The 15017-nt window shown below is 69.2% G+C and carries 10 protein-coding genes and 2 pseudogenes; 6 read left to right on the top strand and 6 right to left on the bottom strand.

What is annotated here, in order from left to right:
- Window positions 1–431: 431 nt before the first annotated feature.
- Window positions 432–3728, bottom strand: coding sequence for a LamG-like jellyroll fold domain-containing protein (locus ACWCWD_RS32255; protein WP_450778381.1), 3297 nt, complete (start codon window positions 3726–3728; stop codon window positions 432–434).
- 973 nt (window positions 3729–4701) lie between these two features.
- On the opposite strand from ACWCWD_RS32255, the gene ACWCWD_RS32250 reads away from it, so the two are divergent.
- Window positions 4702–5697 (top strand): polysaccharide deacetylase family protein, encoded by a 996-nt coding sequence (locus ACWCWD_RS32250; protein WP_450778379.1) that lies wholly within the window; start codon window positions 4702–4704, stop codon window positions 5695–5697.
- Window positions 5698–5824: 127 nt separating this feature from the next.
- Here ACWCWD_RS32250 and ACWCWD_RS32245 read toward each other — a convergent pair whose 3' ends face one another.
- The gene (locus ACWCWD_RS32245) at window positions 5825–8395 is read right to left on the bottom strand and encodes a discoidin domain-containing protein (RefSeq protein ID WP_450778378.1); all 2571 of its coding nucleotides are present in this window, start codon (window positions 8393–8395) and stop codon (window positions 5825–5827) included.
- A 547-nt stretch (window positions 8396–8942) separates the two neighbouring features.
- Between ACWCWD_RS32245 and ACWCWD_RS32240 the strand changes: the two genes are divergently transcribed.
- Window positions 8943–9875, top strand: a complete 933-nt coding sequence (locus ACWCWD_RS32240; RefSeq protein ID WP_450778376.1) for an aminoglycoside phosphotransferase family protein — start codon at window positions 8943–8945, stop codon at window positions 9873–9875.
- A gap of 173 nt (window positions 9876–10048) precedes the next feature.
- Here the strand turns inward: ACWCWD_RS32240 and ACWCWD_RS32235 are convergent, their stop codons facing one another.
- Complete coding sequence (locus tag ACWCWD_RS32235) at window positions 10049–10216, bottom strand: DUF5670 family protein (RefSeq protein ID WP_327174049.1); 168 nt, start codon at window positions 10214–10216, stop codon at window positions 10049–10051.
- Window positions 10217–10496: 280 nt separating this feature from the next.
- Between ACWCWD_RS32235 and ACWCWD_RS32230 the strand changes: the two genes are divergently transcribed.
- Together ACWCWD_RS32230 and ACWCWD_RS32225 are read left to right on the top strand one after the other, a co-directional pair.
- Complete coding sequence (locus tag ACWCWD_RS32230) at window positions 10497–10913, top strand: ATP-binding protein (RefSeq protein WP_450778374.1); 417 nt, start codon at window positions 10497–10499, stop codon at window positions 10911–10913.
- Between the two features lie 89 nt (window positions 10914–11002).
- Complete coding sequence (locus ACWCWD_RS32225) at window positions 11003–11494, top strand: NUDIX hydrolase (protein WP_450778372.1); 492 nt, start codon at window positions 11003–11005, stop codon at window positions 11492–11494.
- Window positions 11495–11561: 67 nt separating this feature from the next.
- Here ACWCWD_RS32225 and ACWCWD_RS32220 read toward each other — a convergent pair whose 3' ends face one another.
- Window positions 11562–12638 carry a hypothetical protein gene (locus ACWCWD_RS32220; RefSeq protein ID WP_450778370.1) on the bottom strand — a complete coding sequence of 359 codons (1077 nt, stop codon included), beginning with the start codon at window positions 12636–12638 and terminating at the stop codon, window positions 11562–11564.
- 347 nt (window positions 12639–12985) lie between these two features.
- Here ACWCWD_RS32220 and ACWCWD_RS32215 point away from each other — a divergent pair, with 347 nt between their 5' ends.
- Complete coding sequence (locus ACWCWD_RS32215) at window positions 12986–13414, top strand: DUF6221 family protein (protein WP_450778368.1); 429 nt, start codon at window positions 12986–12988, stop codon at window positions 13412–13414.
- Between the two features lie 10 nt (window positions 13415–13424).
- On the opposite strand, the pseudogene ACWCWD_RS32210 reads toward ACWCWD_RS32215, so the two are convergent.
- Window positions 13425–14159: pseudogene (locus ACWCWD_RS32210) on the bottom strand (IS5 family transposase); the annotation flags it as partial.
- Window positions 14137–14385: a hypothetical protein gene (locus ACWCWD_RS32205; protein ID WP_450778366.1), complete on the bottom strand. Its 249-nt coding sequence runs from the start codon at window positions 14383–14385 to the stop codon at window positions 14137–14139. The gene ACWCWD_RS32205 and the pseudogene ACWCWD_RS32210, both read right to left, overlap by 23 nt.
- 282 nt (window positions 14386–14667) lie before the next feature.
- Between ACWCWD_RS32205 and ACWCWD_RS32200 the strand changes: the two are divergent.
- Window positions 14668–14875, top strand: a pseudogene (locus ACWCWD_RS32200) (transposase); the annotation flags it as partial.
- Between the last annotated feature and the right edge of the window lie 142 nt (window positions 14876–15017).

Genomic DNA, 15017 nt, shown 5'->3' with positions numbered 1-15017 from the left:
ATGACGGCACGCGGAACCACGTGCGGTCGGGCTGTTTCTGATGAAGCATCAGCTCATGTGCGGCTGATGCCGGTTGCCTGTCCTCGACATGTTCCGTGGGTACGGACCGGGGTCGGGAGGGGCGGCGCGGCCTGTCGGCGGCTCGGTTTACAACGTTATATATGCGGCTTCGGCGCGACGGCAAGAGCACGACGGATGCGTTTCCAAAATGTGTCGTGGGGCGAGGGACGGGGCCTTTGCCCGGCTCGCGCGCACCCGCGCGCCCGCGCCGTATGCGGGCGCGCGACAGCACCGCTGCGGACCGCTGAGGGTCCAACACCGGTGGAAAACCGTTAGGTTCAAGAGGGCGGGCACGGACGCACGGAAGCGTTCCGCCCCGCCGGGAAGGTGGCCCGCCGGCGCCATGGACGCGCCGGCGGGCCACCGTCGGATCAGGCCTTCGGAGCGTGAGCGGCGTACAGCGCGCTCACGTCGGCGGCGCCGAGCGCCTTGTCGAAGACCTGGACCTGGTCGACCGAACCGTTCCAGAAGTCGGTCGGGTTGCCGTTCCACTTGGCACGGCCCAGGGAGAGCGGACCGGTGCTCACGTCACCGGCACCGCCGGCCGGGGCGCTCGCCGCGAGCTTGCCGTCGAGGTAGATCGAGATGGTGTCGCCCTGGCGCACGCCCACCAGGTGGTACCACTTGCCCAGTTCGGGGGTGGTCACCGCGCGGGCACGGTTGCCGCCCGGCAGGGAGAAGGCGAACGCGCCCTGTCCGTACTGGAGGTAGAACGGGTTCTCGGTGCGCCGGCCGTCCTGGCTGACCGCCGAGGCGTAGTTGCTGGGCAGCTGGTCCAGCGTGACCCACGCGGAGACCGAGTAGTCCTTCGTGGTGTCCACGACCGGACCGGCGGTCTGCGCGTACTGGGCGTCGCCCGAGAACTTCAGCGCGGAGCCCGAGACACCCTGCGTCCACGAAGCGCCACCGGTCAGGGTGAGCGAAGCGTGGTTCGGGCCGCTGTCGGCGGCCTTGGTGCCCTTGTTCTCGTCCAGGTTCCAGGCGGCTCCGCCCTTCACCTCGTCGCGCTTGCCGGCCGCGGCACCGGCCGCGATGACCTTCTCGTTGATCGCGCGCACCGCCGCGATGTCGACCTTGGCCTCACGACGGTCGTACGTCCAGAGGCCGTTCAGCTCGTGCTCCAGGTCGGTGACCTGGGTGTAGACGGAGCCGGAGAGCTCGGCGCCGGCCGCTTCGAGGTAGTACTTCTCGGTGTTCTCCACGTACTTGGCGGTGAGCGCGGCCTTGTCCTCGACCCCGCTGTAGATCACCGTCGGGGCGCCCGGCCACATGTGTCCGGGAGAGCGCAGCGTGAAGCCACCGTGCTCGCCGTCCATCGCCGCCCGGGTGGCGTCCGGGAAGGCGGGGTCGTTGTTGCCGTAGTCGTGGTGGTCGATGATGTCGCCGGCGCCCGAGTCACCCTTCGAGTTGCAGCAGTTCACGCCACTGTGGGCGTTCACGACGCGCGAGGGGTCGGCGGCCTTGACGGCCTCGGTGAGCTTGCCGGTCGCGGTGCGGTCCCACTCGCCCCAGCCCTCGTTGAAGACGATCCAGCCACCGATGGAGGGGTAGTTGTGCAGCTGCTTCATCTCCTCCTGGGCCTGGGAGACGAAGGCCTGCTGGCCGGCTTCGTTGTTGATGCCGGCGGAGACGAAGTCCTGCCAGACGAGGAGTCCGAGCTGGTCGGCGTGGTAGTACCAGCGGGGCGACTCGACCTTGATGTGCTTGCGCACGGCGTTGAAGCCGAGGTCCTTCTGCGCCTTCAGGTCGAAGACGAGGGCGTCGTCGCTGGGCTGGGTGTAGAGACCGTCGGGGTAGAAGCCCTGGTCCAGCTGGGCGAGCGAGAAGAACGGCTTCCCGTTGAGGGTGAGCTTCTGGTAGCCGCCCACCTTCTCGACCTTGAGCGAGCGCATACCGAAGTAGCTGCCCACCTTGTCGGTGGAACGGCCGTCGGTCAGCTTGACGTCGAGGTCGTAGAGGTACGGGTCGTCGGGCGACCAGAGGTGTTCCTTGGCCACCGGCAGGCTGAGCTCACGGTTGGCGGGACCGGAGACGGTACCGACGACCTTGCCCTTCTTGTCCCGGGCGACGGCCGTGACGCGGGCGTCGGCGGAGGCATCACCGGAGTTGACGGTGACGGCGAGCCGGCCCTTGTCGATGTCCGGGGTGGTGGTCAGCGAGTCGATGGAGGCGGTGGAGACCGGCTCCATCCAGACGGTCTGCCAGATGCCGGAGGTGGCGGTGTACTCGATGCCGCCGGGGTTGGAGGACTGCTTGCCCTTGGGCTGGTTGTCCCCGGTGGTGTCGGTGACGGCGACCACGATCTCCTGCTGACCGGTGCCCTTGAGGGCGTCGGTGATGTCAGCGTCGAAGGCGGTGTAGCCGCCGGTGTGCTCGGCGACCTTCTTGCCGTTGACGAAGACGGTCGCGTTGTAGTCGACCGCGCCGAAGTTGAGCTTCAGCCGCTTGTCCTTGCCGGACTTGCCCACCTTCCAGTTCTTCGGCACCGTCACGAGCTTGCGGTAGAACATGTGGTCCTCGTGGCGCTCCAGTCCGGAGAGCTGGGACTCCACCGCGAACGGCACGGTGATCTTCTCGGCGAGCTTCTTGCCGAAGACGGGCTGCTCGCCCGCGGCGGCACCGGCGAACTCCCAGGTGCCGTTGAGGTTCTTCCACTGGTTGCGGACCTGCTGCGGCCGGGGGTACTCGGGCAGCGGGTTGTTGCGGTCGAGCTTGTCGCCCCAGACCGTGGTGAGGCGCTTGGTCGACAGGTTCTTGGCGCTGCGGCTGATGTCGGGGACGGTCTCGCCGCCCACCGTGAGCCCACCCTCGGTGCCGTAGGTGACCTTGACCTGCTGGCCCTTCTGGATGGCCTCGGACAGGGTCACGATGAGCGAGTTGCCCTTGCCCGACGTCTTGACGACGGACTTGATCGGCATCGGCGTGGTGTCCGCCTCGATGACGAGGTGGTCCTTCACGGCGGCGAGGTTGCCGACCTTGTCGTCGAACGTGGCCTGGAGGCGCTTGCCGTCCTCGGCGACGGTCAGGGCGACCGGGTAGACCTCGTAGTCCGCGGGCGGGGTGAACGCCGACTCGGGGATGATCTGCTTGGCGAGCGCCGGGCTCGACCAGCGCAGGTACATGTTGGCGCCGCCGACGTCCTGGAACATCTCCAGCTTGAAGTCGTGCTGCACACCCGCTTCCAGGTGAACCGTCTTGCTCGTCTGCTCGACGTCCCAGTCGCCCACCCAGTGGTCGATGACCGGAACGCCGTCGATCAGCAGCCGGAAGCCGTTGTCGCCGCTCGCGGAGAAGGTGTAGTCACCGGTCGCCGGGGCCTGGATCTGGCCAGTCCAGCGCGCGGTGGTGTTCTCGGTCTGGCCCGTGGCCGACTTGAAAGTACCCGTGAGATCCCCGAAGTTGATCTCCGGGTCCAGGGCTGTGGCGCCGAGCTTGGCGAAGTCCCGTGCCCCGGGGGCGGACATCGCGTAGTACTCGCCCTTGAGCCCGTGGACCAGAGTGGCCGGGTTCTCGGATACGAACGCCGGCGCCGTGGCCTCGGACGCCGAGTGGCCGGCAGGTGCCGCGGCAGCCGCCGGGACCATGGTGATGCCGAGGGGCATCGCCAGGGCCGCCGTACAAGCGAGCGTCGTCAAAGCCGCACGTCGGCGCGGTAGTTGTCGTCTCATGGCATTGTCCTCACGAAGGAGCTGAGCGCCTCGAACGAGCGAGGCACCGCACATGGTCGATCATTGAGCCACAGCCCCCAGCCCTGTCACAACGGTCGTGCACAGAAAATTTTCAACGATAGAAATTTGTGACCTGAGGGCGTACCGTTCACACGACGGAAACGCGCCCAACAAACCGGCGGAACGCGGGGCGTTGCACGGGGCAGGCGGCCGAAGGGGTTTCGCCGCCGTGTCGCCGCCGACGCGAACGCTCCCGCCTCCCCCTCGCAGGCAGAGCCCGCAAGGAGCTTTTGAGCCAATCCCCCCGCCTGAGGGGCCGTCAGGGATCCGTACCGCCCATGCGCGACCCGGAGGCGGTGCGACGTACGGGCGGAATGCCCTTGCGGACCACCGGAACACGCGAGCCCGCTGCTACCGGGCGCGGGTCGCCCGAGCCCGCCGCCACCGGGCGCGGGTCACCCGCCCGCGCGGGACACCCGCCGACGGGGCGCGCTCACTCACCGACCGGACGCCTCACGGCTCCGCCCCGGGCCGGCGTGAGCAGCCGCCACGCGGGCCCGCGCAAGCGACTTTCACGCGGTCCGGCGTGAACAACCGTCACACCCGCCGGGCCGACACGGTGCCGCAACAGGCGTCGAAACTTTCGACCGCGGAGGCCCCGCTCCGACACGCCCACACCTGCTCTCTCCGCGCCCTCCAGAAGGCCGTGGCCGACACACGTCCATGTTCTGCCGATGCATGCGTCTCCCACCGAAGGGACCACTTCGAATCTTTCGCCACTGCGACCGAAACCATTGACAGCCCAAGGAGCCACGTCAACACTGATCGCCGACCCGGAACCCCCGATGCGCCGATCCGACCGCAGCGCCCGAACTCGACTCAGCAGCACCGGACTTGACGAGTACCACCCTGCTGCAAAAACCGTCTTCCGGCACGGCCCGGTAGCAGCGCGCCTTCCCCCACGGAGGAACACATGCGAACACCCTCGGTCTTCTCGCCGCGCTCCCTGGCCGCCGGCCTCGCGGCGATCATGACGACGGTGACCACCGTCGCCGCCCTCACGACAGCCGCCTCCCCGTCGTACGCCGCCACGTGCAGCGGCTATGTCGGGCTCACCTTCGACGACGGCCCCTCGAACGACCACACCCCCGCCGTACTCAACGCCCTCAAGCAGAACGGGCTGCGGGCGACCATGTTCAACGAGGGCCAGTTCGCGGCCTCCTACCCGGCCCAGGTGAAGGCGGAGGTCGATGCCGGCATGTGGGTCGGCAACCACAGCTACACCCATCCGCACCTGATCCAGCAGAGCCAGGCGGAGGTGGACTCCGAGGTCTCCCGGACCCAGCAGGCCATTGCGGCGGCGGGCGGCGGGACTCCGAAACTTTTTCGGCCTCCGTACGGTGAGACCAACGCGACGCTGCAGGCCGTCGAGGCCAAGTACGGTCTGACGCAGGTGATCTGGGACGTCGATTCGCAGGACTGGAACGGCGCGAGCACCGACGCGATCGTCCAGGCCGCCGGGCGACTCACCAACGGCCAGGTCATCCTCATGCACGAATGGCCCGCCGCCACCCTCGCGGCGATCCCGCGCATCGCCCAGGGGCTGGCGGCCCGCGGGCTCTGCGCGGGGATGATCTCGCCGCAGACGGGACGCGCCGTGGCACCGGACGGAGGCACCACCGGCGGCGGGGGCGGCACCGGCGGCGGCTGCTCCGCGACACTCTCCGCGGGCCAGCAGTGGAGCGACCGCTACAACCTCAACGTCTCGGTCACCGGTTCCGCCAACTGGACCGTCACCATGAACGTCCCCTCCCCCGAGAAGATCATCGCGACGTGGAACATCGCCGCGGCCTACCCCAGCGCCCAGGTACTGACCGCCAAGCCCAACGGCAGCGGCAACAACTGGGGAGTGACGATCCAGACCAACGGCGCCACGACCTGGCCGACGGTCTCCTGCAGCGCGGGCTGACCCCCCGAGGTCCACGAGGAGCCGCCTCCGCCCGGAACGACGAAGGCGGGTACCGGACCGCCGTCCGGCACCCGCCCCGCCGGGTCCACCGGCCCGAAGGCCGGTGTGACCGTCGACTACCCCGGAATCAGCCGGAGAAGTTCGTCACCGTGGACGGAACGGTGTCCGTCCCGAACGCGGGGGCACCCGTGTCGTTGATGACGTGGTTGTAGCGCCCGGCCCCACCGAGCGAGACGGCCAGGATGCTGTGGAACTTCACGCCGGACTTCACCGGGACCTGGAAGCCCCGGTCCGTCTCGATGCTCGTCAGGGTGAAGGCGCAGTAGCTTCCCACGCCCCATGCCTCGTGGGTGTTGACGGCGGGGTCGACCTTGTACGCCGCGTACCCCTTGCTGCTGCCGTCCATCCACTCGGCCTGACTGGGTACGTCGTACGCCTTCTCGTTCTGGAAGAAGATCGTCCGTCCCCGCTCGCCGAACCACTCGACGTCGTACTTCTTGAAGTGCTCGACGAAGAGCCCGGTCGCGAGCACGTCGTCGCCGTGGACCAGCAGGCCGTTGTCGGAGGCGTTGACGTTCCAGCCGACGCCGGAGCCGTGGTCGGCCCGCCAGATCCAGGTGTGGTCGATGATCGTGTCGTCGCTGTAGATCTCGACGGCCGTCGTGGCCTTGCCCGCGAACTGGCCGCCCACCCGCACGAACACGTCCTGCATCGAGGTCGGGTTGTTGGCGTGGTCGGTGTGCACGCCCTGCTTGCCGATCTCCAGCAGGGTGGGCGAGTTGGTGGTGCCCGCGTCGATCAGGAAGCCTGCGAGCTTGACGCCGTCGACGTCGGCGACCTTCATCGCGGTGACGCCGTTGTCCGGGACGAGGGTGGCGAGGCCGAGGCCCAGGACCACCGTGTCGGCGCGGTTGACCTCGATCGTGCGGTCGAGGTGGTAGACGCCCGGGGTGAAGAGCAGGTGGAGACCCTGGGCGAGTGCCTGGTTGATGGTGGCGGCGGAGACGCCCGGCTTGGCCACGTAGAACTGGTCGAGGCCGATCGAGGTGCCGGGGGTCGAGCCGTTGGCCCAGCTCACGCCGCGGGCGTTGACCCGCTTGGAGGGCACGAACACCTTGTAGGTGGAGCCGTCGAGGTAGAGGTAGGGCTTCTCACGGCTGACCGGGGTGGTGTCCAGGGTCGTGTACCGGGGCTCCGGGAAGGAGGTCGCCGGGGCGCCCTCGGTTCCCGAGAAGACCATGTTCCAGACCGAGTTGGTCCAGCCGCCGATGGAGCTGTCGCGGGTGTACCACTGCTGCTGCGAGTAGGGGCCGACCGTGCCGTCGATCTTGGAGTCGGCGATGTACCCGCCGCTCGCCCAACCGTAGCCGGACGGCGCGAGGTTGAGCCCGCCCTTGACGTGCATCCGGCGGAACGGCGCGGCCTGGGCGACCGCCCAGCGGTCGGTGCCGTCGTACGGGGCGATGGAGAGGTTCTCGGTGGAGCGCCAGAAGTTCTGCGTCGCGTTGCCGTTGAACCATCCGGCGTCGACGCTGACTCCCTTGACGGTCACGTCGTCGGGGTTGCGCCCGAGGCCGAGAACCGAGGTGTAGAAGCCGGTGTTGACGTTGACGTCGTAGCTGCCGGGCTTGAAGGCCAGCGCGTAGCGCCCCTCGCCGAACTGCGCCGACTCCTGCTGCTGGTAGATCGTGTCGATCTGCTGCTGGATGGTGGCGGCCGACATGGACGGGTCGAAGACCTTGACGTTGGGGCCGAGGTCACCACCGCCCTGGATCGGCGCCGTGGAGCCGTCCTGCACGTGGACGGCCGCCTCCCAGAGGGAGTAGCCGTACGCGGTGCCCCGGGCCGTGCCCGCGATGCGGAGGTAACGGCCCGAACCCTGCACCTGGTAGGAGGAGTTGCCGCCGGTGGCGCCGGTGACCTTCTTCAGATCGGTGAAGGTGGCGCCGTCGGTGGACGCCTGGATGGCGAAGTCCTTGCCGTAGGCCGCCTCCCAGGAGAGGTCCACCTGGCAGATGTTCTTGACCGCGCCGAGGTCGACCTGGATCCACTGGGGGTCGGCCGCCAGGCTGGACCAGCGGGTGGCGCCGTTGCCGTCGAAGGCGGAGGAAGCCGGGGTGCCGGCTCCCTCCACGGAGGATGCGGTGGCCGTACGGTTGAGCGCCGCGTTGTCCGTACCGCAACTGCCCGAGCCCGTGCCCGGGTTCGTGGTCCCCGACGCGGAGCCGTAGACCTGGAACTCCCAGAGGGAGTAGCCGTACTGCGTCGCCCGCACGGTGCCCTGGACCCGCACGTAGCGGCCCGTACCGCTGACGTCGAGCGTGTCGATGCCGCCGTCCCCGTCCGACACGGTGCGCAGGTCGGTCCAGCTGGAACCGTCCCCGGAGACCTGGATGCGGTACCCCTTCGCGTACGCGGCCTCCCAGTTCAGCACCACCTTGCTGATGCTGGACGACGTGCCGAGGTCCACCTGGAGCCACTGGTTGTCCGATGCGGCGGAGGACCAGCGGGTGCCGGTGTCGCCGTCGACCGCCTTCGCGGCCGTGGTGCCGCCGTTCTCCTCGGAGGACGCCGTCACGGTCCGGCCCTGCGACAGCAGGACCGGCGTGTCGGCGCCGAAGGCCGGAGCTCCCAGGACGGGGATGGCGAGGATGCCTGCCACCACTGCCGCCGCGGCTCGGCCGGGTCTGAATCTCATATGTCGCTGCTCCTTCTCGGAACGCACACCGCAGCCCGCCGACCGGCGGACCACCCTACGGGAGAGCGCTCTCTCACCCAGCCGCACACCCCGCCCGTCAGAGTGCGTGAAGGTTCATCAGAACTGATGCAGAGAGGAGAACTCGGAGAGAGCGCTCTCCCGGCGCATACCGTAGGAGGAGGCCCCTGGACCGTCAATAGATGCAGCAGAGATCGGCCGACAGCTTCGGAAGGAGCGGGCGGGCAGGCGGCCGCGAACCGCCCGCCACCTGGCCAAACCCCATACGTGACAATGAAGTTGCCGCTGTGCCGGCGTGCGGGAAGTGGAGGCGCCACCGCTCTGAGCGATGCCCGTCCGTTCATCCTCGCAAGGTTTCCGAGCACGTTTTCCGAGCCCGCCCGCAGAACCGTCCGCGGGGGCCGGGCGGAGGCCGGGCGGAGGCCGGGCGGGTTCGGGCGGGTCCGGGCGGGGACGGGCGGAGGCCGGGCGGGTCCGGGCGGAGGCCGGGCCGGGACGGTCCGGCGGGGACAGCCCTTAGCCTCAGCGGATGACCGAGATTCCGGACGCTTTCGCCCGTGCCACTGTCGGCCGCGAGGGTGCGCGCGGAAGAGCATGGCTCGACGAACTTCCCTCACTCGTCGACGATTTGCTCGACCGGTGGAGTTGCGCCCCGGACGGGCAGGTCACCCATGGTGGCGTCGGGATCGTCGTACCGGTCCGGGGGCGGCCCGAGGGGCCGGCTGTGATCAAGGTGTCCTTCCCTCATCCGGGCAACGTCCACGAGCCGGACGGCCTCTCGGTGTGGGGTGGCCGCGGTGCCGTACTGCTGCACGAACGGGACGACGAACGGTTCGCCATGCTCCTCGAACGGGTGGCGGCGTCCACGCTTGCGGAGTCGGAGGACGGCGACACGGTCGCGGCCGTCACCGGCTCCCTCAGCCGCAGACTCGCCGTCCCCGCACCGCCCGGCCTGCCCCGATTGCGGGAGCGGGCGGACCTCTGGGAGGAGGAGCTGCGCGCCCACGCCGTACGGATGCCACACGCGGTGCCGGACCGGGTGGTCGACCATGCCCGGTCGACCGTACGGGAGTTCGGCCGAGCTCAGCCGGATACGGTCGTCCACGGCGATCTCCACGGCCGGAACGTCCTGCGCGCCGACCGCGAACCGTGGCTGGCCGTCGACCCGAAGGGCTGCGCCGGTGACCCCGCCTACGACGCGGGGACCTTCCTGAAATCACGCGCCCTCTCCCTCATCGGGTCGGACAACCTGCGCCGTGCGGTGGACCGCACGCTGGACATCTACGCGGAGGCGGCGGAAATCGACCGCGAACGCGTCCGACGCTGGGCCCAGTGGCACGCGGTCACCGCCACCTACTGGGGAATCCACCACGGCTTCCGCGTCGCCCGGAGCGGACCGGACCTCGACCGTCTCACCGCCTTCACCGCGCACCTCTCGGACCTTCTCACCCCGGGCTCATGAACACCGCCTCGTGAGCATCGCCTCGTGAGCACCGCCTCGTGAGCACCGGCCGGACAGAACACCGAACGGGACGGAACGGAACGCGGGCGGCCCCGGCGACGTCGTGTCACCGGGGCCACCCGCAGACCGGCAGTGGGTCAAGAATCCGTCCCGTCACGAATTGCGGGCCGGATTCACCAGCGGTACCAGCGTCCCTTCCGGCCGCTGGAAGCCGGGCGTACGAAGAAGCCCAGCAGCCACACCACCAGTACGATCACAGCGATCCACCACAATGCCTTCAGCGCGAATCCGGCACCGAAGAGAATGAGAGCGAGAAGCAGAACAAGAAGAAGCGGGACCATGATTATCAACCTCCGGCCATTCATGTGCCCGCCCTTCCGAAGCGCACACCTCTCTCGCCCGAGACGCTTCCGACAGCCGTCGCTCACCTGCAGTCGGGCCGCCGTGACCAGCTACGACAGACTCCCGCACGGGCGAGCGCACCGCGCACGCGAGGAGACTTCACGCGCCCCGCACATTTCCGCACACTCTCCGCAACCGATCGACGGGCTCCGTCCTTGAACTCTTTCCTTCGGGGTACGCGAGGAGGGACCATCGAATTCTCTTGACGGGGTAATTCATATGCACCACCAGGTTCTGACCAAAGATTCGACCTCCCGTGACTCACGTGTCGAATTCGTCTGCAAGCCGCAGCGCGCCGCCGAGGCCCGGGACGCGATCGCCGCCTTCCTCGAACAACTCGATCCACCGCCCCGGGCCGACGCGGTCCAGAACCTGCTCCTCCTCGTGTCGGAGCTGGTGACCAACGCGATCCGTCACGCGGGTGGCGTCTGTGCGCTCCGGCTCGCCGCCGATCGCCGGGTCCTGCAGATCCGTGTCTCCGACCACAGTTCCGCGCACCCCCAGGACCGCACGCCCGACCTCACGGGCCGCACCGGTGGCTTCGGCTGGCCCATGATCCGGCGCCTCGCCCACGACGTGCAGGTGCGGAGCCGGGAGGGCGGCGGCAAGGTCGTCGTGGCGACGGTGGCCCGCTGAGGCGGGTGCACGAGAGCCGGCCGGGTCGGAGGACACAAGGTCCCACCACCGCATGCGTGGGAGACGGAGCGCCCGGGCACTCTCGGCCCATGCCCGACGACACCACGAGCGCACCCGCGGACGACGGAACAGACCGTCGGCCACTCGCCGTCGACGCCACCGGTCAGGCGCCGGTCTCCTTCACCCACGGCCCCGAGCACGCCCTCACCACGGCGCATCACCCCATGCCCGCGGCGCTCTGGTGCGGAGGCAGGGTGCTGCTCGTCCACGATCGGTACCGGAAGTCCTGGGAGCTGCCGGGCGACATGATCGAGCCGGAGGAGACACCCCGCGCGGCGGCTTTGCGCGAACTGCTCGAAGAGACAGGGCAGATACCGGACGGCCCGGTGCGGTTCGTCGGGCTCGCGCACTTCCTTCTGGGGCTGGAACGACGCACCGAATTCCTGGCCTTGTACACGGGACGGATCGACCGCCCCCTCCCGTTCGAGGCCAACGACGAGATCGGCGCCGTGCACTGGTGGCACCCCGACGAGCCGCTCGACGCGTATCTGGCCCGTCTTTGCCGGCCATCGGAAGGTTGACCGCGTCCGCCCCGGCCGATCACGTGGCCGGGCGTTTCCGAGGGATCACGGCCGGCTGGACAGCAGCTCATTGGATCAGGTCGGTGTGCGGATGCTCGGGGGAGGCCGGGCAGACGTAGATCTGCATGTTGTCCGTGCTGCCCACTTCCACCCTCGTCGGCTGCGAAGGGAACCGGCCCGCGTGGTGGGAGTCGGCGCGAGCGGCGGCCTGGTCTTCCCGCGGCGCCCAGCTGTGCCCGCCACCGCCGTCCCATTCCCAGGAGGCGATCGTCAGCAGGGGGACCATGTGCGCCTCGCACACGGCGCAGTACCGGAGAACCGGGTCGGTGCGGCCCCACGGGGGCCAGCCGCCGGCCTTCCAGCCGGGCGCGTTGCCCAGATGGACGGAGTAGAACTCGGGCGGATACTCCGCGTAGGAGCTGTCCACGCCGGTGCCGGCGGCCTGCCACCTGTCCCAGTCCTCCAGCATCCGCCGCAGCTCCGGGCTCAGGTCCAGGAGGTTGGGGTACTCGGTGATCGCTTCCGGTGCCAGCACGCACGGCTCCGGCACATAACCCGGGTAATCCGCCTCATACGGTTCCGGTGGTACGGCGAGGATGTCACCGACCTCCGCGGCCGACCGCCAGAACAGTGCGGTCGACGGCTTGTAGTGCGGGCGGTGCTCGTACGGGCACCAGAGAATCTGCAGCAGATCGGCCTGCCCGGGCGGCTGCAACAGGGGTATGTCACGCAGGAACAGCTGAGCCACGGGCAGCATCGGCACCGGGCATTCGGCGGGCCCGGGAGGACCGGCGTCGAGCCGCTCGGCGAGCCACGCGGCATTGCGCTCCTTGAGCGCCTCTTCCTCGGGCGTGAGCGTGGCGGCCGGGCCGTCGGGGCGCCACCGTGACTGCAGGCGTCTGTCGAGCCGTACTTCGGCCGGTGACCGGCGGAATCCACTGTCCACGTGCAGGTGCGCGTCTTCGCAGTGCGGCCACGGCTCCCCCGCCGGCCACAGCAACGGCCCACCGACCGAGCTGTCCCTGGCCGAAGGCGCCCCCGGACGCGGATGCAGCCGCATCGCAGGACGTGCCAGCGGAGCCAGTTCGGGAAAGACAGCTGTCACCTCGACCGGCCGTGGTGGCGTAGTGCGTACGAGTCCCATGCCGGTGATCCTGCCACCGGCCACTGACAGTCCCCTGCCGCCCGAATCCACGTCAGCGCTCAACCGGCCGTGCCCGCCCACCGATCCGGCCCCGCGTCAGTGTGCGTCTGCCCCTTGGCGACCACCGTGCCTCGGCTCGTGCACCGCCCGGCGACCGGCCGGCCGGTGACAGGAATCCCTGCTGGGTGGGAGTTGCCGCCGCGCGTCACAGGGAGCAGCCGCCCTCGCGGGTCAGCACGCCTCCACGGTCGTGCCCGAGGCAATGCTGCATCCTTGAACCATCCGCCGGGAGGCGGGAAGATCGTCCGCCCGTACGACCCCACGTCCGCGACAGCGAGGAACCGAACATGTCCGATGCTCTGGTGGCCTTCCTCCAGGCCCGTCTCACCGAGCGCGAAACAGCGGCGCTCGCGGCCGGAGGCGGGGGCGATGACTCCTCGTGGCGGGCCCTGGGCACGGGTGTGTACTCCGCCGCCGCCCTCGCGGACGACGTCCCGCCGCTCGCCACGACCGGCCCGGAAGTCGGCGGGTCGGACGAGGATGCCGCTCTCGCCGAACACATCGCGCTGCACGACCCGGAGCACACCCTGCGGGAGATCGACGCGGTACGGCAGCTCCTGAGGCGTTACGAGGAGCCGGAGTCGAGCGACGCGCTGCCGGACTCGGCGAACCGCCTCTCGGCGGCCACGGAGCGCAGCGCCGTCCTGTTGGCCGTGCGCCACCTGGCGCTGCCCCACTCCGGCCACCCGGACTACCTCGCCGCCTGGCGTCCGTGAACGCGTGACACGCCCCGCCGTGGCGCTTGTGATTGGCCACCTGGTCGGAGCGTTCGGGGATCGTGGCCCTGACGCCGCGTTTTCCGAAGGTCGGCCCGGATGGCCCGGGAGGAATACGCCTTATCGGCCGGCACCCGGTCGGGACGACGACGTCGCGGCCTGCCGACCGTGGAGCGGGGCACCTTGATGGCATCCCGCACCGCGTCGAACACCGTGGAGTCGTTCACGTTCCCGGAAGTCACGGCAAACGACAGGGGCAGGCCACGGCCGTCCATCACCGGGTGGACCTTCGTAGTCAGCCCGCCGCGGGACCGGCCGAGGGCCTGCCGCGGCGCCGAGCGTTGCGGATCTTCCAGTGTGCCCCCGTTCGGGTCCCCTTCTTCCGGGCGCCGGCGGCATGCTGGTGAGCCCGGTTGATGGTGGAGTCCACCGAAGCCGTCCACTCCACGTGGCCAACCGCGTCGTCACGGACCTGAACATAGTCCAGCAACCGTGCCCAAGTGCCGTCGGCTTCCCGCCGGGCGAATCGCTCATGGACCGTCTACCACGGCCCGTACCGCTCCGGCAGATCCCGCCACGGAGCCCCGGTCCGCAAGGGCCACAACACTGCGTTGATCACCTGCCGGTGATCTCGCCAGGACCCCCGGCCATCCAGCACCGGCGACAACGGAGCTGTCCGCTCCCACGCCGCATCCGTCAACTCACCACGACCAGCCTCAAGATCAAGTATGAGACTCGGCGGCATTGCCGTGGTCCACGACTTCAGCGAAGTAGGGCCAGCCGTCCACTTCGAGGTTCTGCACCGATGGCCGGGTGTCCAGAGCAGGCGCCGCAGCGTCGAGCAGGCGTCGAACCGTTCCCGGCTCGTAGAGGTTGAGCCAGGCGCGGTCCGGGAGGCGCACGACCGTGCCTGCCTCGAAGTACGAGTTCGAAACGATTCTGTCCGGTCCCGGGGCAAAGACCAAGGTCAATCGACGTCGAACGCCTTGCGCTGGGACCTCTGGGAAGAGAGAAAGCGTCAGCCGGCAGTTGGCGTAGTCCCGTCTCACTCGCTGCCGGACAGTCCAACACCAGACAGTCTCGTTGACCACGAGGTGGCGGAGACGTCGATCATTCCCCATCGAGCCAGCCTAGATCGTTGTCCTGGACGAAAGGCATCTCAGCTTAACGCGACGCAGTCACCCCCATCGTGATCATTTGCCGGCTGGGCCTTGGTGGCCGTGTCCGCGTCAGGAGTTGGGCGTTGGCGGTGCATGGGGACTTCGCCGTGGATCGTGTCGGATGACGTGCGGGAGCGGATCGAGCCGCTCCTGCCGCGCAAGGAGCGTCGGTTCCGGCACTCGGGCCGGAAGCCGTTGCCCGACCGGAAAGGTGCTGTGCGGCATCCTCTCCGTGCTCCACACGGGCATTCAATGGGATTTCCTGCCACAGGAGTTGGGCTTCGGTTCGGGCATGACGTGCTAGGCCGTGTGTCGAAAGTGGCGCCGTCCGCCCGGAGGGCGGGTCCGGCGGCGTCCGGTGCGTGCGATCGCAAGGCGGAGGGTCACCCCGATACTGGATGTATCGGGGTGATCCCGACAACGCGGCGAGCGTGCGTGCCGGG

Source organism: Streptomyces sp. NPDC001493, from assembly GCF_053597235.1.
This window is presented reverse-complemented; position numbering and strand designations above follow the sequence as displayed.